At 68.9% G+C, this 22,106-nt stretch carries 19 protein-coding genes; 10 read left to right on the forward strand and 9 right to left on the reverse strand.

Annotated elements, in window-relative coordinates:
• The first annotated feature begins 11 nt into the window (after nt 1–11).
• The 4 genes from VZL07_RS02425 to VZL07_RS02440 all read left to right on the forward strand — a co-directional run bounded on the left by VZL07_RS02425 (nt 12) and on the right by VZL07_RS02440 (nt 3,153).
• Nucleotides 12–1,526: an Hsp70 family protein gene (locus VZL07_RS02425; protein WP_426753700.1), complete on the forward strand. Its 1,515-nt coding sequence runs from the start codon at nt 12–14 to the stop codon at nt 1,524–1,526.
• Between the two features lie 155 nt (nt 1,527–1,681).
• Nucleotides 1,682–2,344: a hypothetical protein gene (locus VZL07_RS02430; RefSeq protein WP_426753701.1), complete on the forward strand. Its 663-nt coding sequence runs from the start codon at nt 1,682–1,684 to the stop codon at nt 2,342–2,344.
• Complete coding sequence (locus VZL07_RS02435; protein ID WP_426753702.1) at nt 2,341–2,676, forward strand: winged helix-turn-helix domain-containing protein; 336 nt, start codon at nt 2,341–2,343, stop codon at nt 2,674–2,676. Before VZL07_RS02430 ends, VZL07_RS02435 begins: the two co-directional genes overlap by 4 nt.
• Before the next feature lie 87 nt (nt 2,677–2,763).
• Nucleotides 2,764–3,153, forward strand: coding sequence for a DoxX family protein (locus tag VZL07_RS02440; RefSeq protein WP_426753703.1), 390 nt, complete (start codon nt 2,764–2,766; stop codon nt 3,151–3,153).
• A gap of 10 nt (nt 3,154–3,163) precedes the next feature.
• Here the strand turns inward: VZL07_RS02440 and VZL07_RS02445 are convergent, their stop codons facing one another.
• Nucleotides 3,164–3,838, reverse strand: a complete 675-nt coding sequence (locus VZL07_RS02445) for an SOS response-associated peptidase (protein ID WP_426753704.1) — start codon at nt 3,836–3,838, stop codon at nt 3,164–3,166.
• A gap of 96 nt (nt 3,839–3,934) precedes the next feature.
• On the opposite strand from VZL07_RS02445, the gene VZL07_RS02450 reads away from it, so the two are divergent.
• Nucleotides 3,935–4,147, forward strand: coding sequence for a hypothetical protein (locus tag VZL07_RS02450; protein WP_426753705.1), 213 nt, complete (start codon nt 3,935–3,937; stop codon nt 4,145–4,147).
• 51 nt (nt 4,148–4,198) lie between these two features.
• A complete protein-coding gene (locus tag VZL07_RS02455; protein WP_426753706.1) occupies nt 4,199–4,963 on the forward strand; it encodes a hypothetical protein in 765 nt (254 codons plus the stop codon).
• A 1,278-nt stretch (nt 4,964–6,241) separates the two neighbouring features.
• Here VZL07_RS02455 and VZL07_RS02460 read toward each other — a convergent pair.
• The gene (locus VZL07_RS02460) at nt 6,242–7,597 is read right to left on the reverse strand and encodes an IS1182 family transposase (RefSeq protein ID WP_426753707.1); all 1,356 of its coding nucleotides are present in this window, start codon (nt 7,595–7,597) and stop codon (nt 6,242–6,244) included.
• Between the two features lie 1,135 nt (nt 7,598–8,732).
• Between VZL07_RS02460 and VZL07_RS02465 the strand changes: the two genes are divergently transcribed.
• Nucleotides 8,733–9,002, forward strand: coding sequence for a hypothetical protein (locus tag VZL07_RS02465; protein WP_426753708.1), 270 nt, complete (start codon nt 8,733–8,735; stop codon nt 9,000–9,002).
• A gap of 356 nt (nt 9,003–9,358) precedes the next feature.
• Here the strand turns inward: VZL07_RS02465 and dgt are convergent, their stop codons facing one another.
• Complete coding sequence (gene dgt / locus VZL07_RS02470; RefSeq protein WP_426753709.1) at nt 9,359–10,867, reverse strand: dGTP triphosphohydrolase; 1,509 nt, start codon at nt 10,865–10,867, stop codon at nt 9,359–9,361.
• A 155-nt stretch (nt 10,868–11,022) separates the two neighbouring features.
• Between dgt and VZL07_RS02475 the strand changes: the two genes are divergently transcribed.
• The gene (locus tag VZL07_RS02475; RefSeq protein ID WP_426753710.1) at nt 11,023–11,538 is read left to right on the forward strand and encodes an OmpA family protein; all 516 of its coding nucleotides are present in this window, start codon (nt 11,023–11,025) and stop codon (nt 11,536–11,538) included.
• Between the two features lie 2 nt (nt 11,539–11,540).
• Here the strand turns inward: VZL07_RS02475 and VZL07_RS02480 are convergent, their stop codons facing one another.
• Complete coding sequence (locus tag VZL07_RS02480) at nt 11,541–13,169, reverse strand: GMC oxidoreductase (protein ID WP_426753711.1); 1,629 nt, start codon at nt 13,167–13,169, stop codon at nt 11,541–11,543.
• 147 nt (nt 13,170–13,316) lie between these two features.
• Complete coding sequence (locus VZL07_RS02485; protein WP_426753712.1) at nt 13,317–13,643, reverse strand: hypothetical protein; 327 nt, start codon at nt 13,641–13,643, stop codon at nt 13,317–13,319.
• Between the two features lie 184 nt (nt 13,644–13,827).
• Here VZL07_RS02485 and VZL07_RS02490 point away from each other — a divergent pair, with 184 nt between their 5' ends.
• Nucleotides 13,828–15,051 carry a M20/M25/M40 family metallo-hydrolase gene (locus tag VZL07_RS02490; protein ID WP_426753713.1) on the forward strand — a complete coding sequence of 408 codons (1,224 nt, stop codon included), beginning with the start codon at nt 13,828–13,830 and terminating at the stop codon, nt 15,049–15,051.
• Between the two features lie 198 nt (nt 15,052–15,249).
• On the opposite strand, the gene VZL07_RS02495 is transcribed toward VZL07_RS02490, so the two are convergent.
• From VZL07_RS02495 to xth, 4 genes are all read right to left on the reverse strand, one after another.
• On the reverse strand, nt 15,250–17,727 hold the full coding sequence (locus tag VZL07_RS02495) for a protein kinase domain-containing protein (RefSeq protein ID WP_426753714.1): 2,478 nt from the start codon (nt 17,725–17,727) through the stop codon (nt 15,250–15,252).
• A 106-nt stretch (nt 17,728–17,833) separates the two neighbouring features.
• Nucleotides 17,834–18,034 carry a hypothetical protein gene (locus VZL07_RS02500; protein WP_426753715.1) on the reverse strand — a complete coding sequence of 67 codons (201 nt, stop codon included), beginning with the start codon at nt 18,032–18,034 and terminating at the stop codon, nt 17,834–17,836.
• Between the two features lie 43 nt (nt 18,035–18,077).
• Nucleotides 18,078–19,874: a serine hydrolase domain-containing protein gene (locus tag VZL07_RS02505; protein ID WP_426753716.1), complete on the reverse strand. Its 1,797-nt coding sequence runs from the start codon at nt 19,872–19,874 to the stop codon at nt 18,078–18,080.
• Nucleotides 19,875–19,952: 78 nt separating this feature from the next.
• Entirely contained in the window at nt 19,953–20,723 is a 771-nt protein-coding gene (gene xth / locus VZL07_RS02510) for an exodeoxyribonuclease III (protein ID WP_426753717.1), read from the reverse strand.
• Nucleotides 20,724–21,006: 283 nt separating this feature from the next.
• Here xth and VZL07_RS02515 point away from each other — a divergent pair, with 283 nt between their 5' ends.
• Nucleotides 21,007–22,095, forward strand: coding sequence for a tetratricopeptide repeat protein (locus VZL07_RS02515; protein WP_426753718.1), 1,089 nt, complete (start codon nt 21,007–21,009; stop codon nt 22,093–22,095).
• The last annotated feature ends 11 nt before the right edge of the window (nt 22,096–22,106 follow it).

Below are 22,106 nucleotides of genomic sequence, written 5' to 3' on the forward strand. Positions count from 1 at the left end.
AGTCGGCGTCGATGAGTACCGGCTCCATCCTTGGCATCGACTTCGGGACCACCAACACCGCCGCGGCCTACTTCGACAAGGCAGGCAAGCTCCGCGTCGTTCCGGTGACGGACAAGAGCGTCACCCTGCCCTCCGTGGTGTGGTTCCACGCCGCGGACAAGGCCATCGTCGGCCACGCCGCGCGCCGGCAGATCATCGACGACCCGCGCCACACCGTCTTCGGCGCCAAGCGCTTCCTGGGCCGCCGCTTCCAGTCCGAGTACGTCACCCAGCACAAGGACAAGTACGCCTTCGAGCTCGTCGAGGCCGAGGACGGCTACACCGCCGTGACGATGTACGGGAAGCAGACGTCCCTGACGGACGTCGCGCACCTCATCATCAAGCAGATTCTCACGCTGGCCAACCACGCCGCGGGCACGCCCTTCCGAGAGTGCGTGCTCACCGTGCCCGCGCACGCCAGCAGCCGCCAGCGCGCGGCCGTGCGGCACGCCGCGGAGCAGGCCGGCCTCCAGGTCCGCGCCATCATCAACGAGCCCACCGCCGCCGCGCTCTATTACGCCAACCTGCGCAACCCCGAGCAGACGGTGATGGTGTTCGACCTGGGCGGCGGCACCTTCGACGCCACCCTGCTCGCCGTGCAGAACAAGGTCGTGAAGGTGCTGGCCACGGGCGGCGATGCCTTCCTGGGCGGCGCCAACTTCGACGAGCGCATCGTGGAGATGCTGGTGGACGACTTCCAGCAGAAGCACGGCATCGACCTGCGCGGGAACAAGGTGGTGATGCAGCGGCTCGTCTTCGCCGCCGAGTCCGCGAAGATGAGCCTGAGCCAGCGCGACGCCACCGTGCTCCGCGTTCCGTGCATCGCCCAGAAGGACGGCGGCTTCGTCGACTTCGACTTCACGCTCACGCGCAAGCGGCTCGAGGAGATGGTGTTCCAGCTCATCGAGCGCACCGCCTCCGCCTGCGACGACGTGCTGGAGCGCGCGCAGCTCAAGCCCGACCAGATCGACGAGCTCGTCCTCGTCGGCGGCCAGACGCGCATGCCCGCCATCCGCCAGCGCTTCTCGCACTTCAAGCGGCTGTCCTCGGACAAGGAGGTCCACCCGGAGCTCGGCGTCGCGGTGGGCGCGGCCATCCTCGGCCGGAACCTGGCGCGGGGCATCACCGGCCTGGCGGACGTGGTGCCCATGCCCATCAGCATCATGGTGCCCGGCGGCGCCCAGCACGAGGTCATCCCCGCCAACACGCCCGTGCCCGCGACGAAGTCGATAACGCTGGAGCTGCCCATGATTCCCGGGCCGCTCTCCATCGCCCTCTTCGAGTCGCTCGACACCACCACCGTGGACCGCGAGCTGCTGGGCACCGTCCGCGTCGAGCTGGACTGGCGCACCACCCACAAGGGCCCCACCACGCTGGAGCTCCGCATGGGCCAGGACTTCGTCCTCAGCGCCGCGCTCGTCTCCCCCCAGGGCGCCCGGCACCCGCTGACCATCAGCGACCTGCGCGCCCCCAAGCGCTCCGCGTAGGCCCACAGCCCGACCGCCTCGGGCACCCGGGTGTCCACGAGCGTCGCGGGCGCAACCGGTCTGCACCGCAAACCAGTTATTGACAGCGACCATTCGGGCGACTATCCAGGAGCGGTTTGCATCACAAACTCGTCTGTCCCATCCAAGGACTGAACATGGAAGACCGGCTCCGTCGCATCCAATCCGTGACGCGGTATTACGACTGGCTCCAGGGACTGCGGTTCCTGCCCTTCGGCCTGGTGCTGCTCGGCTTCGCGCTGTGGCTGGCCTGGCTTCCCGCCGGCGGAGGTAGCGCCGCCGCGGTGGGCGCGCTCTCGCTGGGGGTGGGCGTGCTCGCCGCGCTGGTGCTTCATCCGGTGCTCGGCATCTATTACCAGCGCCGGTTCGGTCAGGTGCGCCCCAGCGCGGCCACGAAGCGGCCCCGCCTGCAGATGGCGCTGGCCTTCTCAGGGGTGGGGCTGTTGCTGGCCTTGGGTCTGGCGGCGCTCGCCAGCCGAGGCTCGGACTCACACCTGTCCGTGAGCGGGGCGCTCGCCGTGAGCGCGGCGGCGCTGGTGGCCTACTGGGCGGTCATCGGGCGCTTCATCCCGCACTATCCGCCCATCGCCGGCGCCATGTTCCTCGTCGCGGCGCTGCACCAGCTCGGGCTCAATCCCGTGTGCGGTTGGATGCACGCTGGCGAGGCCACATCGACCGGCCCGTGCGGCCTGGTGACCTTCAACGCCGCGTGGGGCCTGGCGCTCGTGGTGCTGACGCTGCTGGACCACCGCATGCTCGTCCACACGCTGAGCCCCGCGCCCGCCGAGGCGGTGGAATGAAGGCGCCCTTCGAGCAATTGGCCACGCTGGACCGGCTCATCCACGAGCCCGCCCGGCTGTCGCTCCTCACAGCCCTGGCCGCCTGCGACAGCGCGGACTTCCTGTACCTGCAGAACCTCACGGGGCTGTCCAAGGGCAACCTGTCCAGCCACCTGTCGAAGCTGGAAGAGGCGGGGCTCGTCACCGTGGAGAAGCAGTTCAAGGGCAAGACGCCGCATACCCTCCTGCGCATCACCCGCACGGGACGTGAGGCCATCGAGAGACACTGGGAGCAGCTCGAGAAGCTGCGCAGCAGTGCCCGGCGCTGGGCCCCCGAGGAAGGCAGCGGGTAGACCGCCTTGAGGGCCCTCGCCCTCAAGGCCGCAGCGTGACGCACACCGCCGTGCGAGGATGCGCGTGCAACCTGGGAGGTACACGGCATGGTGGGTAAGTCCGCGGTGGGTTTGACGCTGATCCGCGTGGTGTTCGGTCTCTCGCTGGGGCTGGGGCATGGGTTTCCCAAGCTCACCGGCGACATGAGCAGGTTCGCGGCGGGCGTGGCGCAGCTCGGCTTCCCCTTCCCGACCTTCTTCGCCTGGTGCGCCACCCTGGCGGAGTTCCTCGGCGGGCTGCTGGTGGCCGTGGGCCTCTTCACGCGTCCGGCGGCCGCGATGGCGGGCTTCACCATGCTGGTGGCCCTGTACCGGCACCGCGCGGACCCGTTCGGACGCATGGAACTGGCGCTGCTCTACCTCGCCGTCATGGCCGCGGTGGCGCTCATCGGCCCGGGGCCGTGGAGCCTCGACGCCAAGGTGCGCCGTCGCGCCTGAGCGCAGCCGCTCAGGCGGCCACTCGCTCCACGCAGGCCGGGGTATCGTTGGCGGGGGAGTTCACCACGCGCGACACCTCGTAGGCGTCCAGGGCCTCTTCGCCGAACGGCACCAGCAGCGGGAGCAGCACCGAGGACTCCTGCGGCTCCGGACGCAGCCACACCTCCTGCGCCTCGGGTGCGAGGATGACGGGCATCCGGTCATGGATGGGCGCCATCAGCGCATTCGGTCCGGTGGTGATGATGGTGCAAGTGTTGAGGACCTCGCCCGTGTCCGGCGCGGTCCACTCCTCCCACAGCCCCGCGAGCGCCAGCGGTTGCCCGTCCTTGCGGTGGAAGTGGTACGGCGTCTTCGGCTTCGTGGACTGCTTCCACTCGTACCAGCCATCCACGACGACCAGACAGCGACGCCTCTTGAGCGCGGAGCGGAAGCTGGGCTTCTCCGCCACCGTCTCGCCCCGGGCGTTGATGAGCTTGTTGCCGATGGCCGGGTCCTTCGCCCACGAGGGGATGAGGCCCCAGCGGAAGGCGTCCAGCATCCGCGCGCCATCGTTGGTCACCACGGGCATCAGCTGCGTGGGACACAGGTTGAAGCGCGGCCGGTCCACGGCGGTACGGATGCCCGCGAGGCCCAGCCCGGTGACAATCTGCTCAGGAGAGGTTCGGACGGTGACACGGCCACACATGGGCGGGGAGTATCGCCCTGGCCGGCCGAATGCCCAAGAAGACGACTGACTGGCGCAGGCGAACAGGCGGGCGGACGCCGCGGTAGAATGGCGGGCATGAGCGACCAGGACAGCACCCGCTTCGGCGGCAAGCCAGCGGAGTCCCCGAAGAACCCCAAGGTATTCGGGATGCCGGTGAAGATCGATCCGTACACGTCGGTGCGGCCGGGCCCACCCACGGGCACGACTCCAAGCGCGCCGAAGAAGAAGGACGAGCGGCCGTTCGACCCCTTCGGCGTCGTCATCGAGTCGCCAAAAGGTGGAGACTGAGCAGCGGAAACCGGCGCCACCTGCGGGGCCCTGGACTACAACGGGCGTGCCATGAACCGGACCTCGTTGCTGTCTCTTTGCGTCGCTGCCTCGCTCGTCGCCTGCACCGAGCGAACCCCTGGCCCCACCACCGGAGCCGACTCCGGCGCGTCCGCCGCTTTACCCGCGCCTGCGGGACAGACGCCGACGCCTGCACCAGGAGGCGCGGGCAACGCTGCTGCCCCGGAAGCGGAGCGGCCCACGCCGTCAGGCACGCCTGCGACGGACGCGGCGACTGCGGATTCCGGCTCCCAGACCGCGGGCATCAACGATGCTGGCGTGGGCGAGTACACCGGAGCACCAGCGGCGGAGAAGGGAACGTGCTCGGCGGCGGGCCTCTCTCCGCGCGCGACGCCTGCGTCCCCTGCCCTGCCTCCCCCGGTGGAGTCCATGCGCCAGCGCATCATCGCCGCCGCGGTGGCGTGCGATTACACGGCGCTCAACACCCTGGCGGATGAGAATGGCAAGGCCGTGCGGTTCACCTTCGGCGACGCAACCAACGCGGGCGAGTACTGGCGCGCGTCGGAGAAGCTGAACAACCCCGTGCTGGCGCGCATCGTCAAGGTGCTGAACCTGCCCTACGCGAAGCAGGGCAACCTCTACTTCTGGCCGGCGGTCCACGTCACCGGTCCGACCTCCGACAAGGACTGGTCCGCCATCACCGGCGTCTACCCGGAGGACGAAATCGAGGGGATGCGAGACCAGGGCAGCTACCTGGGTATCCGCGTGGGCATCACGCCCGAAGGCGACTGGCAGATTGCGGTCGATGGGGACTGAGGACTCGTTCGACGCGAGGGCGGCATCAATCGTCGTCACTCGCCCACCCTGCACGGATCCTGGCGACCATTTCCAATGCATCCGCATCAGACGAGGACTGGGCAATGGACTCGGCCCTTGTCAGGCACGAATGTGCACTGTCAGCTTGACCTAACCGCCAGCGGACGCCCGCCAAGGCGAGCAACGGGAGCGGATCGCGAGCTGCGGTAGCAACTGCTTCTTCGTAGTAGAGCGCCGCCTCCGAAAGCCTCCCGGCCCCCTCGCAGAGGAGTCCCGCAGTCCTAGCCAGGAGGGATGCGTTGGCGGGCCGTTCCTTGTCGGACCGAGTGCGAGCCAGCGCCGACTCCAGGCAATCGATGGCCTCAGACGTCCTGCCTGCTTGGGCGAGAGCGGACGCGGTACGAAGTGGACTCTCGTGGTTCACAAGGACATTCCTCCCAGGCCGGAAGCGTTGAGCGCGAAATACGACCTTGAGCTTCACCCTTGAGACGCGCCAACCAAGAGCTACGGTCCGTGCTCTCCGCGTCCGACGTTCGTGAGCACGGTCGTAGCTTGGGTAGCATCTACATCCGCGACGAACCCGCCCCTGCTACTGGTGACAGATGCAGGAAACAACGACTCCATCTGCCACCTGCACCCCGTCGCCGCACTTCAGACGCTCGCCACCATCGGAAACGCCGATCCACTTTCCAAGCCACCAGCGATCCTTTGCAACCGGCCAGAAGCACTCCTCCCTGGACGGGGGAGCGAAAAGGCTCATTCCGTATACGGTCTTCACCTCCAGCAGGGGGACGACGAAGCGACCGAGCCCGATGCCAACGAGGAGGGCGACGCCTGGAAGTAGACGCCTGGTCCCCGTCAAGGCGCTAGAAGCCATTCTCGCAATCCTCCCGAAGGGTTGCCTCATTGGAGCGATGTAATCTGTACATTAGCATTCCCCTGCCCCAGGACGTGGTTGGCGTGAGAGGTGTTCGGAAGGGCCTGAACGTCATAGGGGGTGAGGATTGGCCTTTCCACTCCGAAGAAGCGTATCCGTCTGGTAGGCGCCGTGCCGGGAAGCTTGATGACGGACGAGAACCGTGTTCGGCGAGCGCCGAGCCGGGCCACGTCGTTGACGTTGGTGTCCGTGAAGAATCGCAGGCGCGCTCCGCTGGCCAGCACCACCTCCAGCAGCGCCGTATTCGACTGCGACACGCCAGCTAGGAGTGTGTAGCGGTAATGGGGTTGGGAGCGAGGCGGGGCGAGAGACGCCGGTGGGCCGCAGGGTGCGGCAGGCCGTTACGCTGCTGCCGTCGCTCGGAAGAGCTTGAGGAGGTTGTGGGTGGCGCAGATGAGGGCCCACTCCTCCCGGGCGGCCTTCAGGCCTCGGCGCAGCAGGGCGCGGATGCCGCGTGCCTCTTTGATTTGGCCGAAGACGGGTTCCACAATCGCCTTGCGCATCCGGTACACCTCCTTGCCTCGCTTCGTCGCCAGCTTCCGGACCATCCGCTCCTTGGGGGTGAGCCCCGCGGGCGGACGGCCCCTGACTTTCGGTGGCGCTTCTCCATGCTTCTGGCGGCCGGTGGCGAGGTACGGCTCGACGCCCACTGACTCCAGCCAGCGGACATTCTTCGCCGAGAAGTAGCCCGCGTCCGCGCTCAGCTTGCCTGGCACTTCTTCGAGGTGGGCGGCCACCCGGTCCACCAGTGCCGGCAGGTGCTCGGCGTCCGGAGGCTGGTTGGTGAGGGCCTGGGCGACAATCACCTGGTGCGCCGCGTCCACCGCCGCCTGCGCGTTGTAGGCCTGCTCGAAGCTTGCGCCCTTCTTCATGATTCGGCTGTCGGCGTCCGTGAAGTTGCGCTGCGCCTTCGGCGTCGGCTTGCCCTCGGCCGTGTGGGGCACGGTGTGGCCGGGCAAGTCCTGGGCGGGCGGGGGCGCGTCGTCGTCATCATCCTTGCCCTTGTCTGCTTCGGCGGCCGCCTTGGCTTCGGCCTCCAGCGCCTGCCGGGCCTCTCGAATGCGCTGCAGCCGCTCCCGCGTGCGCCGCAACTCCTCGGGAAGCTCGTCGCCTCGCTTGCCCTTGCCGTGGCGGGCGTCCTCTTCCGCGTCGACGGCCTCCGCCTGGGCCAGCAGGTGCCGCACCTGCTCGCGCAGCTTCCCTTCCTCCTGCTTCATCCGCTCGTAGCTCATCGCCTTGTGCTTGCTGGCGTTCGCCTTCAGCTTCGTGCCGTCCAGCGCCACGTGCCCCAGCTTCACCAGCCCCGCCCTCGCGCACAGCTTCAGCATCTGCACGAAGAGACTCTCGAAGTGCGCCCCGTGCCGACGTCGAAACTCCGAAATCCGCGAGTGGTCTGGGGACTGGTTCGCCGCCAGCACGCGGAAGGCCACGTCCTCCTGCGTCTTCCTCTCAATCTTCCGAGAGGACGTCACCCCAGTGCAGTACGCGTACAGCAGCAGCGCCACCATCATCTTCGGCTCGTACGGCGGGTAGCCTCGCAGCTCCTTCTCGTACGACTCGTAGATGGGCCCCAAGTCCAGCTCCTCCACCACCTCCAGCACGAAGCGCGCGAGGTGGTGCTCCGGCAGCCAGTCCAGCAGCGACGGCGGCAGCAGGAAGTCCTGCTGCACATTCCAGGGGCGGTACTTCTTGCTCATGCGGGGCATTGAGCCCCTTCAGACTCCGCCGGGCAAGCCCCTCGCGATTACCGCGACAGGCTCCTAGCTCCAGCGGCAGCAGCCACACCGGCTCCGCCCTCCAGGCCCGCTGGCGTCGGGGCCGGTACACCCATGACTGCAGCGTGCTCAGGCGCAGACCTCGCTGCGACGCGAGCTCCTGCTGCGTCAGCCCGCTCGCCTCGAAGGATTCAGCGCCCCGGAACCACTCCTGCTTCTCCACCGGCTTCGACATGCTCTACAGTGCCTACGGCGCCGACTCCTCACTCAACGTCCCTCACCACGTCGTTGGCTGGACGGACACACCAAGTCAACCTCAAGGCATGCCTCGCTGATGTCCTGCTGCGCGTGCAGGCGCACCTCAACTCCCGCGTCGGTCAGTTGCTACCCCGCGAGTGGGTGCGGCGACGCGTCGCTTTCCCGGCCCAGTCGCCCCTCCGGCCCAGTCCCTGAACACCCTCGCTCCTCACGGCGCTCGCCGAACACGGTCCTCGTCCGCCATCAAGCTTCCCGGCACGATGTCCACTGGACGGTTACGGTGCTCGGCTTGCCCCGGAACACGCAATGGAGATCTCGACACGGTGGCCGAGCTGCGCAGCCAGGGCCGGAGCTGGAGGGAGATCTCCCAGCCCCTGCACGTCCCCCGGCGGCCCCTCACCAAGCCCTGGGTGCTGAAGCACAACCCTGGGCTGGATTCAGCTGCCTGAGCCCCGAGAGAGAGGGTGGGTGGGGCGAAAGGAGCAGGTTGTGCCGCTCAGTGGGACGTGGCGGTATTCGGCCCCGGGCCGCCATCCTCGGCGGCGTCCATAGTAATCATGAGCGTGGCTATTGCGGTGCCATCCGGCGCGTGCGGCTCCTCGACCGAGGTCGCCAGCATAATGTTCAGCTCGCTCGGACCCACACGCCACGAGCGCTCGGTGCCGCCAGCAAGGCAGGCGACTCCATTACAGGCGCAGTCTGCTCCGGAACCGTGTTGCCGCAACATGGCGGAGAAGTCTCTGGACAGCGAGTTGAAGAGATCGCAGGTCCAGAGCGCTGGTCCCTGCATTCTCCAGAGGACAACGCTTCTGACGGTTCCGTCCCGCCAGAGACTGACTTCCACCGGCTGAGCGACATCATGCCCAAGGCACTGGTACGCCCGGTCGCCATACTTGATGCAATTGGCTGGCAGATCTGTGGCTGGGACACCAGGGCGAACGATGCCCTGCTTCATCGTAAAACCGCCGTCCGCGAGCCGCGTCAGCAAGGCCCGACTGAAGTCCTCGGTCCGCTGAGCACGGGAACCAGCACAGGCAACCGTGACGAGGACGAGCACCAAGAGCAAGCAACGGCCCTGCATCACTTGCTCCAGGCGATCTCTACGGCGCACGCCTCGATGCGCTCGTAGAGGTTGCCGTCGGTCTTGTTGTGCGGAGTGCAAGTGGGCCATGGACCGCAGAGGTGAACCGAAGTCGGCGTATTTCCAGTACAAGCGCAGCCAATTGACGTAGGACTCAATCGCCCGCGCTTTCCATCCCTCCCTGGAATCAATTTACAAATCAGATTCAAAGCAAGGCACATCACTATGACATCCAAGCAACACCCAGCGCCGATACGCGAGCGTGGGTCGACAAAGGCACAGCAGCCCCAGCACCAAACGAGAAAGTACAGGCACAGACAAGCAGCACGCAATGGCTACCTGCACCGCAACTTCCGGCGGCCATGACAACGCCATCGTATGCGCCCCAACGTAAATCACTACCATCACGTCGGCAGCTTGATACCCGACAGCCGCTGGAACAGCTCCACCGCGAAGCCGTCCGTCATGCCGGAGATGTAGTCCGTCACGCACAGCAGCCGCTGGTACTTCGACAGCCGGGCCACGGCCTCACCGATGGCCTCGTCCCGGGACGCGGGTTCCGGCCTCGCGTCCCGCGCATGCTCCGGACGCTGAAAGAGGTCCAGCGGCAGCAATTGCCGCAGCTTCTTCTCCTCGCGGTTCGGCGTGTCCGTCACCACCGCCGACGCGAACATGTCCAGCAGGCCGCCCAGCGTCTTGAAGCCCGCGCTCTCGATCTGGAGCACGCGCTCGCTCTCATAGCCATAACGCCGCGTGAGATTGCGAATGGCATCCAGCGGCTGCTTCACGTCCTCCCGCGCGGAGGCCAACGGCTTCTCCCACCGCCCCTCCTCCATTGCCTCCACGTTCTCCAGGAAGACCTTCACGCAGGCCTGGATGAGCTCGCCAATCGCCCGCGCTCGCGCCTGGGCCAGCCGCGTCTCGGGGTGTGACGGCGGTGGACGCACGGGCCCCTTCACCGGCTTGGGTAGCACCGCATCCAGCAACTCACATGCATCCCGGATGGGAATCAGCCCCAGCTTCGCCGAGTCCTCCAGGTCGATGACCGCGTAGCAGATGTCGTCGGCGGCCTCGACGAGGAACGCCAGCGGATGCCGCGAGAAGACGCCGGGCTCCCGCTCCACCAGCCCTACGGCCCGATACGCCTCCAGCGCCAGGGCCTCGTCGTCCTGGAAGTAACCGAACTTCTTCTCCGATACGCGCGCCTTGTCCCGCTCCCGCCCGCCGGGAAGCACCGAGGCACGCGGGTACTTGCTCATCGCCCCCAGCGTCGCGGCCGTGTAACGCAAGCCACCGCGCCGCTCGCGCGATTGGAGCCGGTTGAGGATGCGAAAGCCCTGCGCATTGCCCTCGAAGGACTCCAGGTCCTTCCACTCCTCCAGCTTCGCGAAGGGGCTGGGCCGCCCCTCCACCGTGGCTCCCGGCGGCGCCAGCCGCTGTGAAACCCAGTGCTGGATGGCCGCTTCCCCCGAGTGCCCGAACGGCGGATTGCCAATGTCATGCGCGAGGCAGGCCGCCGCGACGATGGTGCCCAGGTGCGAGGGATTCACCAGGACATCCCGCGCCCGCAGCCCCCGGCCCGCGAGCGCCCCCAGTGAGCGCCCCACGCACGAGGCCTCGATGCTGTGGGTCAGCCGCGTGCGCGTGTAGTCGCTGGTGGACAGCGGAAACACCTGCGTCTTGTCATGCAGGCAGCGGAACTCCGCGGAGAAGACGATGCGGTCATAGTCGCGGTCGTACTCGGTCCGCTCGTCCTGGAGCAGCGCGTCCATGTCGCTCAGGACGGGCGCCGGCGCCTCCACCGGCTTCTTGTCCGACCCGACCCGGTAACCCGACAGAAGCTGCCGCCAACGCTCCGTTCGACTGCTGCTGCTCACGCCTGCCTCGCTGTGCGAAGGGACCCGGAGCGACATGCTGCTCCCCTCTGCGTGCGAGGCAAGTTTTACCAGCCGGGCGGACGAGCCCCGTCACATCCCCCACGTCGGACATCGCGGCGCTGGACGAACGCGCGGCGCCTGGGCAGCCTCACGCCCGGCGTACACCTCCCCTCACCGAGGAGTCCTCACGTATGAAGCTCAAGGCACTGTGCATCGCCGTGTCGCTGCTCACCCTCCCTGGCGTGGCCTCCGCGCAGGGCGCGCTCGATGCGCTCGGCAAGGCCGCGGGCAGCGCCGGCAAGTCCGCCGTGGAGAAGCGCGTCAACTCGAAGCTCCTGGAGGAAGGCCGTCAGAACCAGTGCAGCTTCAAGACGGGCACCGCGCAGCTCGACGCCGGGTGCGAGGCGAAGCTCAAGAAGCTGGCGAACGCGCTCATCAACGCCAAGAAGCAGCTCGTCGCCGCGGGCGTGAAGTCCTACAAGTTCGAGGTCTCCGGCCACACCGACTCCTCCGGTGACGCGGCCAAGAACAAGACGCTCAGCGAGCAGCGCGCGGAGACCATCGTCAAGGAGCTCGTCGCGCGTGGCATCCCGCGGAGCGAAATCATCGCCGTGGGCTACGGCTCCGAGAAGCCGCTGGTGAAGCCCGACGACACCGCCGCCAAGAAGGCGAAGAACCGCCGCTACGAGCTCCAGGTTCGCCTGTAGCCTCAGCCCGCGCGGGCGCCCGTGGCGGTTTGCACCGCGGGCGCCCCAGGCGCGGAGGCCTCGTCCCGCAGCGGCGTCGTCCGGGCCGCGGGAATGAAGCTCATCGCGCGCTCGGCCAGCGCCGTAATCGTGAGCGACGGGTTGACGCCCGGGTTGGCGGAGATGGCGGAGCCGTCCACCACGTACAGGCCTTCGTACCCGTAGACGCGGTGCCGCGAGTCGATGACGCCCGTCTCCGCCGAGTCGCCCATGCAGCAGCCCCCCAGGATGTGGGCCGTCGTTGGAATGCCCAGCAACGTCTCGCTCACCATCGTCATCGCGTAGCCATCCAGCTTGCCCGCGACGCGCCGGGCCAGGTCGAACGCCTCCGGCATGTTCGCCGTGGGCGCCGGGCCCGCCTGGAGCGCCGTGCCCAGCCCCAGCCCCCGGGAGCGCTTCATGCGCAGGTGTCCTTCCAGGGTCCGCATGTAGAGCAGAATCAGGGTCCGCTTCGCGAAGTCCGGGACGAACCACGCCTTGAGGAAGCGGAGCGGATGCCGGGCCAGCAGCCCCACCAGCCGCGTGAGGCGCTGGAACAGCGTCGCCCCCGGCACCTGCGGCGCCATCAGCAAGCGGAAGAAGCCCGAACCCGCCGAGTAGCGTACCGGCTCCAGATGGGACTGGGCGTCGGTGTGGAGGATGGAGCCAATCGCGATGCCGCGCGACAGGTCATGCTCCTTCCGGCCGCTCACGACGCCCACGAGCGCCTCGGAGTTCGTGCGCACGCCATCACCCAGCCGGTCCGACAGTCGCGGCAGGCCGTCCGGGCTCGCCTTCAGCTTCAGGAGCAGGTCCAGCGTGCCCAGCACGCCACCGGCGAAGACGACGTGCCGGGCGGTGAAGCGCAGCGTCTTCCGGAGAAAGCGCCGGGCGCCCTGGAGCGCCTCGACCTCGTAGCCGCCCTCGGGCAGCGGGCGCACCCAGGTGACCTCGGTGTCCGCATGCAGCGTGAGGCCGCGTCGCTCCGCCAGGTAGAGGTAGTTCTTGTCGAGTGTGTTCTTGGCCTCATGGCGGCACCCCAGCATGCAGCCGCCGCACGCGTTGCAGCCGGTCCGGTCAGGGCCCTCGCCGTTGAAGTAGGGGTCCTTCACGGTGACACCCGGCTCGCCGAAGTAGACGGCGACGGTGGTCGGCTGGAAGTCCGTGCGCCCCAGGTCCGTGCCCACGTCCTGGAGCACCTGGTCCGGCACGGTGCGCAGGGGATTCGTGGTGGCTCCCAGCATCTTCCGCGCGGTCGTGTAGTGCGGCGCCAGCTCCTCCTTCCACCCCGCGAGGTGTCCCCATGACGGCGCCTGGAAGAAGTCATCCTTCGGGATGGGCAGCGTGTTGGCGTACACGAGCGAGCCCCCGCCCACCCCCACGCCCGACAGCACGGTGACGTGGCGGAAGAACGTCATCTTGAACAGCCCCCGCCACCCCAGCATGGGCATCCACAGCCAGCGCTTCAGGTCCCAGTTCGTCTTCGGGAAGTCCGGGCCGCGCAGGCGTCGCCCTTTCTCCAGCACCACGACGCGGTAGCCCTTCTCGGTCAGCCGGAGCGCGCTGACGCTGCCACCGAATCCCGAGCCGATGATGAGCCAGTCGCAGTCCATGGCCGTCCTGCCTCCCCTCGGCGTCCGCGCCGCGAATGCCCCGCGCGAGCGTCGCGGGGCGCACCCACTCTATTTCAGGCGGATGCGCCCACTGGCGCCAGAGATTCAGGACGGGCGGGTGACGCACCGCTTGCCTGCCGCTGGTGACTACTCGACCACGGGCAGGTACTTGCCGTCGCAGTTGGAGTCGTTCACGAAGGTGCCGCAAGCACTGGTGACACTCGAGATGGGCGCGCGGCCCCCCACGTAACACCCGGTGTTGGGCGCGTCCGCGCAGTATGCGTAGGAATTGAAGTCGATGCAGCGCCCCGTCTGGTAACCGTAGGCGTCCGTCTCACAGTAGGCGTAGTACTTGAACTGCTGCACGTCGCCTTCGGACTCGGGCGCCGGCGTCTCTAGCTCGGTGCCGCCACAGGCCGTGCCGCCCAGGGCGGCCACACACATCAAGGAAATCCACGACGCGGAAAAGCGCATGACTCGACTCCTCAGGTGACGATGTCCGGGTGAAGTGCTCGGCTCGATTTCACAGCGAGTGTGTCTTCTTTTCCACACCCCTGACCGCCCATTGTAAGCCTTTCTTCCAGGAAAAGCAGAGGCTGCTCCCCGCGGCCCTCCCCCGGGCCGTGACGCAACGCCGTCCCCTGGAGGAGCAATGCGGATGAAGACCTGGATGCCGGTCGCCTTGTTGCTGCTGAACGCCCCGCTGGCCCTTGCCGAGCCCATCAAGGCAAAGCCAGCTGACAAGACTGTCTGGGTGGTGATGGGTGCGGATGCCATCGCGCCCATGCAGGAGACCTTCGCTGCCGAAGGCTGGAGCGTGCCCACCGCCCTCAAGCAGCAGGCGCACGCGGGCGTGTTCCAGCTGAAGGAGTCCCAGCTTTCGCGACTCGCGCTGATGATGCACGAGAAGTTCGACCGGTGTGCGGGCTTCATCACCTACGAGACGCAGGAGGAAGCCCTGGCGTCGCTGACGCCCGCGGCCCCCAAGGCGACCCAGAAGGCCGTCAGCTACACCCTCACCAACGCCGCGACCGTGAACACGCTGATAGGTGAGCTGTCGGCCGCGAACATCCGCGCCACCATCGCCGAGCTGTCCGCCTTCCCCACGCGTAGCCAGAACTCGGACGGTGGCGTGAACGCCGCGGCCATGCTCCTGGCGAAGTGGCAAGGCTACGCCACCAGCGCGGGACGCACCGATGTCACCGTGGCGTACCGCACACACACGGGCTGGCGGCAGCCCTCGGTCGTCCTCACCATTCCCGGAACCACGCTGCCCAACGAGGTCGTCGTGGTAGGCGGCCACCTGGACTCCATCAGCTCCACCAGCGCCGCGCCCGGTGCCGATGATGACGCGTCCGGCATCGCGACGTTCACCGAGGTCATCCGCGCCGCCATGGCCCGCGACTTCCGGCCCCAGCGCACGGTGAAGTTCATGGCCTATGCCGCGGAGGAGACGGGCCTGCGCGGCTCGCGCGAAATCGCCATCGAGCACAGGAACAACAACGCCATCAGCGTCGTGGGGGTGATGCAGCTCGACATGACGAACTACAAGCACACCAACGCCACCTCGGACGTGGGCATCGTCACCGACTACACGAACGCCAGCCAGAACCAGTTCATCCGCGACCTGATAACCACATACGTCGGCGTACCGTTCATCGATACGAGGTGCGGCTACGGGTGCTCGGACCACGCTTCCTGGCACAACCAGGGCATCGCGGCCTCCATCCCCTTCGAGGGGACTGTCGGCCAGAAGAACCCCAACATCCACACCTCGAGGGACACCCTGGCGAACTCCGACAGCACCGCCGCGCACGCGCTCAAGTTCTCCAAGATTGCCGCCGCGTACGTCGCCGAGCTGGCCAAGGGCACCGCGCAGTAGCCCATCGCGCCCGGAGCTCCGGCGCGGCGGGAATCGCGCCGGAACCCTCCCTGTGGGACTCGAGCAGGACCGGCTGCCCGTGGATGCCCCCCAGGAGAGACGCGGCCTCCCGGGCGTGGTTCGCGCCCATGCCCCGTGACGTGTTCATCACCCGCCGGCCGTCACGGGCGCGAGCCGAGCGGCGCGGGCCGCCTCACCTCAGGCGGACCAGATGGCCTCCACGCGCGAGCGCACCTTGCGCCGCGCTTCGGAGAACCCCGGCAGCGCACGCAGGGGTGTCAGCACCGGGCAGCGGTCCATCCACTCCAGATCGATGAGCGCCAGGTCCGCGGCCTGCTGGAGGTAGCGCAGCGCCTCGGCGGGCTGGGCCCGGATGCACATCAACTCCGCCGCGAGCTGACACACCATCGACGCGAAGCGCGGATGCACCGGGCGGGCGAGCATCCCGTCCAGGTTGGACAGCGCGTCCTCCACCGACACCTCGCCCAGCGACACCGAGCAGTACATGGCGACGTGGAAGGCCATGTGGCTCGGGTCCTCGTTCAGCGCATCCCGGCACTGGCGCACCTCGTCCAGGTCGCCCTTCCAGGCGGCGACGCGCATGCGGAGGAGGAGCACCGGAATGCCCAGCAAGGGCTGGTTGCCCAGCCGCGCCATGCACCACTGATAGGTCGCATCGTCGCCCCGCAGGGCACTGCAACGCGCCACCTCGACCAGGCAGATGGCCATGCCGGGCTCCAGGGCATACGCCAGCCTCAAGCGGGGCAGGCCCTCGTCCACGCGGCCCGCCTCGCATTGCAGGTTCCCCAGGAGCTGGAGCGCGGGCGCATAGGTGGGCGCCGTATCGAGCGCCGAGCGCAAGGCCTCGACCGCGTCGCGCCACCGGCCTTCTCGCGTGGCCAGGAGCGCCTGGGCCAGCCGGGTCTCCACCAGCTCGGGCGCCACCCGCCGGGCGCGCTCCAGGCTCGTCCGCGCCAGGGCATCCCAGTCGACCTCGTCCGCCAGCGTGCGCAGGAAGCCCGCCCTCAACGTCGCCACGGCGTGCTGCGCCGCCGCGGGCAGGAAGCCGGGCTCCGCCGCGTGGAGTTGCTCGAGCGGCGCGATGACCTCGTCATGGAGCTCGCGCGTCATCGAATGCGAGCGCAGCCGCGACAGCACCTGCCGGTAGAGGGCCAGCGCATCCGGCGGAACCGTGGCCCGGTAGACCAGGATGGACAGCTCGCCGCGAAGGGACTCCGCCAGTCGCTGCGCCAGCCGGTCCTGGAGCTGGAACATGTCGTCGTCCGCGTCTTCGAAACGGCCGCTCCACAGCTGCGTGCCCGACGCGCCCTCCACCAGCCGGAGCGTCACGCGCACCGTCTTTCCGGCGGCCTGGAGCGTGCCGTCCACCACCAGCTCCACCCCGAGCTCTCGCGCGGCGACGCGAGGGTCTCGCTCGTGACGGAAGCGCTCGGTGGCGCCGCTGCTCTGCACCCGGAGCCCGCGCGTCCTCGACAGCACGTCGATGAGGGCCTCCGTCACGCCGTCGCCCAGGAACTCCTGGTCCTTGGGCCCCATGAAGCGCAGCGGAAGCACCGCCAGCGACTGCTCCTCGGCCCGCAGCGGCGTGCGGGGCGTCGCCGGCACCAGGGAAGCGCTGCCGGTACGGGTGGGGGTGGCCCTCGGCGAGGACGTGCCCGGAGGGGATGCCGTGGGCGTCAGGCCCCTGCCCAGGGGCTGCGCTCTCGGCGCGAGGTGCGCGCCATGGCCATGCTCGGGCTCCACGGGCTCCCCGGCGGAGTGAAGCCACTGCCTCAGCGCATCCGCCACACAGGCCGCGTCCTCGGGACGTCCGGAGGGCTCACGGGCAAGGCACGCGAGCACCAGCTCCGCCAGCGCATCCGGCACCACCGCGAGCAGGCGCGGGTCGGGCGGCGGCTGGCGCAACCGGGCCACGGCCACGGCCATGGGAGAGTCGCCGGAGAACGGCGGCGTGCCGGTGAGCAACTGGTACAGCACCAGCCCGGTGGCGTAGAGGTCGGCGCGAGCGTCCACTTCGCCGCTCTCCAGTTGCTCCGGCGCCATGTACATGGGCGTGCCCACCAGCCCCTGCGTGCGTGAAGCCGCCTCGCCCGCCACCGCGCGGGCGATGCCGAAGTCCGTGAGCACCACCCGGCCACCCGGCTCCACCAGCACGTTGGCCGGCTTGAGGTCCCGGTGCACCACGCCGGCCGCATGGGCCGCGGCCAGCCCCTCGCAGAGCGCCAGGACGAGCCGGGCGGCCCGCGCGGGAGGAACGGCGCGCTCGCGCTCCATCAACGACTGGAGGCTCTCGCCCTCTACGTACTCCATCGTCAGGTAGAGGCGCCCGCCGTGCTCGCCCAGGTCGAAGGTCCGCGCCACGTGACGGTGGGTGATGCGCCGGGCCAGCCGGACCTCGCGGCGGAAGCGCTCCATCCACTCCGGCGCGGGCGAACCGCCCAGCTCCAGCATCTTCAACGCCACCATGTCGCCAACCAGCGTGTCCCGGGCCCGGTACACCGCGCCCATCCCGCCACGCCCCGCCAGCTCTTCGAGCACGTAGCGCCCGGCGAACAGCTCGCCTGCATTCACACCGGTGATGACGGGGCGCTGCGGGGAGAGCACCGTCGCGTCGGAGCCTTCGGGTGGCGCGTTCGGGTTTTTCTCCTCGGACACGGCCGCGAATCTACCCTGCCGTGACGCCGAGTGCCCGGCAATCGCAGTGGAGGCGCTCCATGCGAATGCGCTTTCTGGATTTCCAGATTCCCATGACCTGCTGGGCTCACTCCATGCCCTGGGACGGCCCCGGCGCCCGGGGCTTGAAGAGCGCGCACGCGCGGACGGGCTGAGGTGGATACTTCTGGGGCAGCAGCGGGCAGAGGATGAACGTGGTGGTCCGCGACTGGACGTAGCGCGGCGGCGCGGCACAGCGATGACACAGGCTGTCAGGGAACGGCAGCGATTCGGGGGGTGGCGTCGTCATGGCCTCGTGGCCAAGAGCATCGCACGAATCCCTGGGCGGCCCCCTACCCCTGCGAGCCCCGGGGCTTCGCGACCGGCGCATCGAGCACCGCGGGGATGACGTACTGAGGCACCAGGTCCTGGAAGCGATACCACCGCGTGAAATCGCCGTAGTTCGCCGCGGCAATCATCACCGTCAAGTCCAGCTCCGGCACGACGATGACGAACTGGCCACCGTTCCCCTCCGCCGCGTACTGCCGGTAGGTGCGGTCGCCCACCTTCAGGTCGTGCAGATGCCACGCGTAGCCGTAGCCGTGGTCATCCGAGAACCGGGCGTGCCGCCGCGTGGAGGCCTCCACCCAGCGCGGGCTCACCACCTGGCGCTGGTTCCAGCGACCGCCGGAGAGGAACACCTGCCCCAGCTTGAGGGCGTCCCTGGGGCGCAGGTAGATGCCGCCGCCCAGATAGCCCTCGCCGGTCGGCATCAGGTTCATGTGGTAGTCGCGGATGTCCAGCGGCCGGGCGAAGCGCTGCTCGAAGAACTCCGGAAGCGCCATGCCCGACTGCTGCGAGACGATGGCACCCAGCAGGTTGATGCCCGCCGAGCAGTAGACGGCCTCGGCGCCTCCGGGCTCCCGTGACATGGGCAGCGCCAGCGCGTACCGGTACCAGTCCCGCTGCGCCCGCTGTGACTGCATGACGTCCTCGTTGCCAGGCGAGTCCCCATCACCGTCATCGCACGCCAGCCCCGAGGTCATCGTCATCAAGTGCTCGGCGGTGAGCCGCTGCTTGCGCGGGTCGTCCTGGAAGAGGGCCTCGTAACGGGGGAGCAACCGGGAGAGAGGCGTGTGGACATCGACGCCCTTCTTCTGCTCCAGCGCGATGCCGAGCAGCACCGACGCCAGCGTCTTGCCCGCCGAGCGCGTGTCGTGGACCTGGTCGCGCCCATGGCCATGGAAGTACTCCTCCACCACCAGCTTCCCGTGGCGGGCAATCAGCAGCGCGTGGATGTAGGGCGCGTGCACGTCGGTCGCCGCGGCGCCCTGGATGGACTCCATCAGCGCGGCGATGGGCTTCGGGTCGAGCTTCACGCTCTCCAGCGTCGCCGTCTTCCAGCCATCGTCCGAGGGCACGGGCGGCCGGTACACGTAGGCGGGAGCGCCGGGAGTGCGTGGGTAGAAGCGAGGCGCGCTGTTCTCGTCGCGGCGCGAGAACTCGAACTGACCGACGCCCTGGATTCGCAGCGAGATGTGGCCCGTCTCCTCGTCGAAGAAGCCCCGGAGCGTGTCGTTCTTGCGCCGCGTGTTGACGAAGGTCAGCGCGTTGCCCTGGACCTCCAGCTTGAAGGGCCGGCGCAGCCCGAAGTTGAACTCGGGATTGCGGATGAAGCCCGTCAGTGAGCCCTCCGGCTCGCGCTGGATGCGCAGGTACATGGAGCTCGTGTCGGCCAGGGGCTTCACCGACCCTTCCCAGACTCGCGAGCTGGTGGCGCGAAGCCGCAGGGGCGTCGCATACGCCGCGCTCAGCGTCATGCCTGGCGGCTGAATCCAGAACCCTTCCAGGGCCTTCTCGTCCGGGGACAGCCGGCCGCGAAACGCCCCGTGTTCCCCCGGAAGAGCGAACGTGACGTCCGCCCCGGTGCGCTTCGCGGCGACGTCGAAGCCCGCGATTCGGACGCGCCATTCGGACTGACGCCCATCCACCGTGAGCGCGCCTTGGACCTTCGGCCCGAAGGACGTCTCGTTGCCCCACAGGCCGGGGAGCTGCTCCGGGAGCGAGGGCGTGCTGGGAGCCTGGGCCCACGCGGGCGGCTGGACAGCCACTGTGGCGAGCAGGAAGCAGACGAAGGCGGAGTGGCGCATGCACTGGGTGTACGTGCGGCCGGGCAAGCAATTGCACGGGAGCCCCCCGTGGGCGACGAGGAGCTCCCAGCGGCAGGTTCAGTCACGCAGCTCGAGCCACACCGGCGCGTGGTCCGAGGGCTGCTTGCCCTTGCGCTCCTCGCGGTCCACGTCCACCACGGTCAGCCGTTCCGCCAGCGGGGCCGTCACATAGAGATGGTCGATGCGCAGACCCAGGTTCTTGGGGAAGCCGAGCATGCGGTAGTCCCACCAGGTGAACTTCTGCACGCCCGGGTGCAGCCTGCGGAAGGCATCCGAGAGTCCGAAGGCCCCCAGGTGCTGGAGCGCGTCCCGCTCCTTCAGCGTGAAGAGCGTCTGCCCTTCCCACAGCTTCGGGTCGTAGGTGTCGATGTCCTCGGGCGCCACGTTCCAGTCGCCGCCCAGCACCAGCGGCTCATCGGGCTCGTGGCGCGTGTCCAGGTAGCGCCGCAGGCGGCCGTACCACTCCAGCTTGTATTGGTACTGCGGTGAGTCCACCGACTGCCCATTGGGCGCGTACGCGCTCACCACGCGGATGCCGCCCACGGTCGCCGCGATGAGGCGCGCGTGCGAGTCATCCACGCCATCGGAGAGCCCCTTCACGACGTCCTTCGGCTCCTCCTTCGCGAGGATGGCCACGCCGTTGTACGTCTTCTGCCCGTGGACGGCGGCGTGGTAGCCCAGCTCACGCACGGCCTCCATGGGGAAGTCCTCGTCCACGCACTTGAGTTCCTGCAGGCAGAGGATGTCCGGCTGTGCCTTCTTCAACCAGGCGAGCAACCGCTCCTGCCGGGCCCGCACCGAGTTCACGTTCCAGGTGGCGATCTTCATCGCGCGGACCGTCGCATGCCGCCCGCGCCCACCGCCATGCTTTTCCCCCTCCGTGTGGCCATGGGGCCACACAAGCGCCCTCGTCCCTCGGAGCGCGCGCGTGGCACGCGGGTCGCATTGACGCCAGGTGGGAGGCCGACACACGGCCACTCCGGAGCCCCGGCCCGGGCGCTCCGCTGGAAGCCGAGGTCGTCACATGCGCCGGAGCCGCTCGAAGCACTCGCCTCTCGTTGGATTCGCCCTGCCGTCCTCCGTCCGGAGCGCGCTGGTGCCGGCCAGCCTCATGGCGATCGGGCTGGTGGTGGCGTGGGCGGATGCGCCCCTGCCGCCGACGTTGACCGCGTGGCTCGAGTCGGAGCGGCAACCCGCGCCCTTCACGGCCGTCCACGTCCCCTTTCCGCGGGACGACCTGGCCACGACACCGGATGACGCCGCGGTGGCCCGTGGCGACAGCGTCCCGAGCGCCCGTCCTGACGTGGCGGTTCCGGCGGCCGGCTCGAACAACCTCCCGGGCACGATGACGGCCGAGCTTCCGCCTGGCCTGGCCGCGGATCCGGATGCGCCCGACGCCTCGGTGGAGCCCTCCAGCGCGGACTTCGCACCGGATGCCGCGCTCGCCCTGGAGCACACGCACGGACGCCGCGTGGACCACCTCAGCCGGGCCCACCTGCTGCGCGAGTGGGACGACCTCTCCGGTGCCCTCACCGAGTGCCGCCGTGCGATTCACGACGCGCCGGATGACGTGGTGGCCGTGGCCCTGACGGCGGAGCTCGCCGGGCTCACCGGGCGGCTGGACCTCGCGGTGCGCGCCTATGGCCAGCTCGGTCGCCTGCTGCCCCTCGACGCCCGCCCGATGGTGCGGCAGGCGCGACTCCTGGTGTCCCTGGGCCGCCACGCCGAAGCCATCGCCGCGGGAGAAGAGGCCGTGCTCCGCAATCCCGAATACGTGGAGGCCTATCAGGTGCTCGGCCGGGCCCACCTGGGCCAGGGCGCGCTGGCGGCGGCCATGCGCCGCTTCCAGCAAGCCGTCCACCTGAATCCGGAGCACGGCTTCGCCCTCAACAACCTGGGCTTCACCTACCTGCGCGCGGGGGAGAACGAGAAGGCCGCGGAGGTCCTCACCCAGGCAGCGGCGCTGCTGCCGCACGTGGCCTACGTGCACAACAACCTGGGCGTGGCCCACGAGAGGCTCGGCCACATGGAGGAGGCCCGCGCCGCCTACGCCGCCGCCATGCACCTGTCACCGCGCTACGTGCAGGCCCGCCTCAACGCGGACCGGATGCGCCGCATGGCCCAGGCGGACATGGCCGGCGCCCAGACACAGCGTGGGCAGTCGCGGCCCACCCAGGGTGCGGCGTCCCCGGCCCACTAGCGCCTTCCTGC

Origin of the sequence: Pseudomyxococcus flavus (assembly GCF_050038885.1) — a bacterium.
GTDB lineage: Bacteria > Myxococcota > Myxococcia > Myxococcales > Myxococcaceae > Myxococcus > Myxococcus flavus.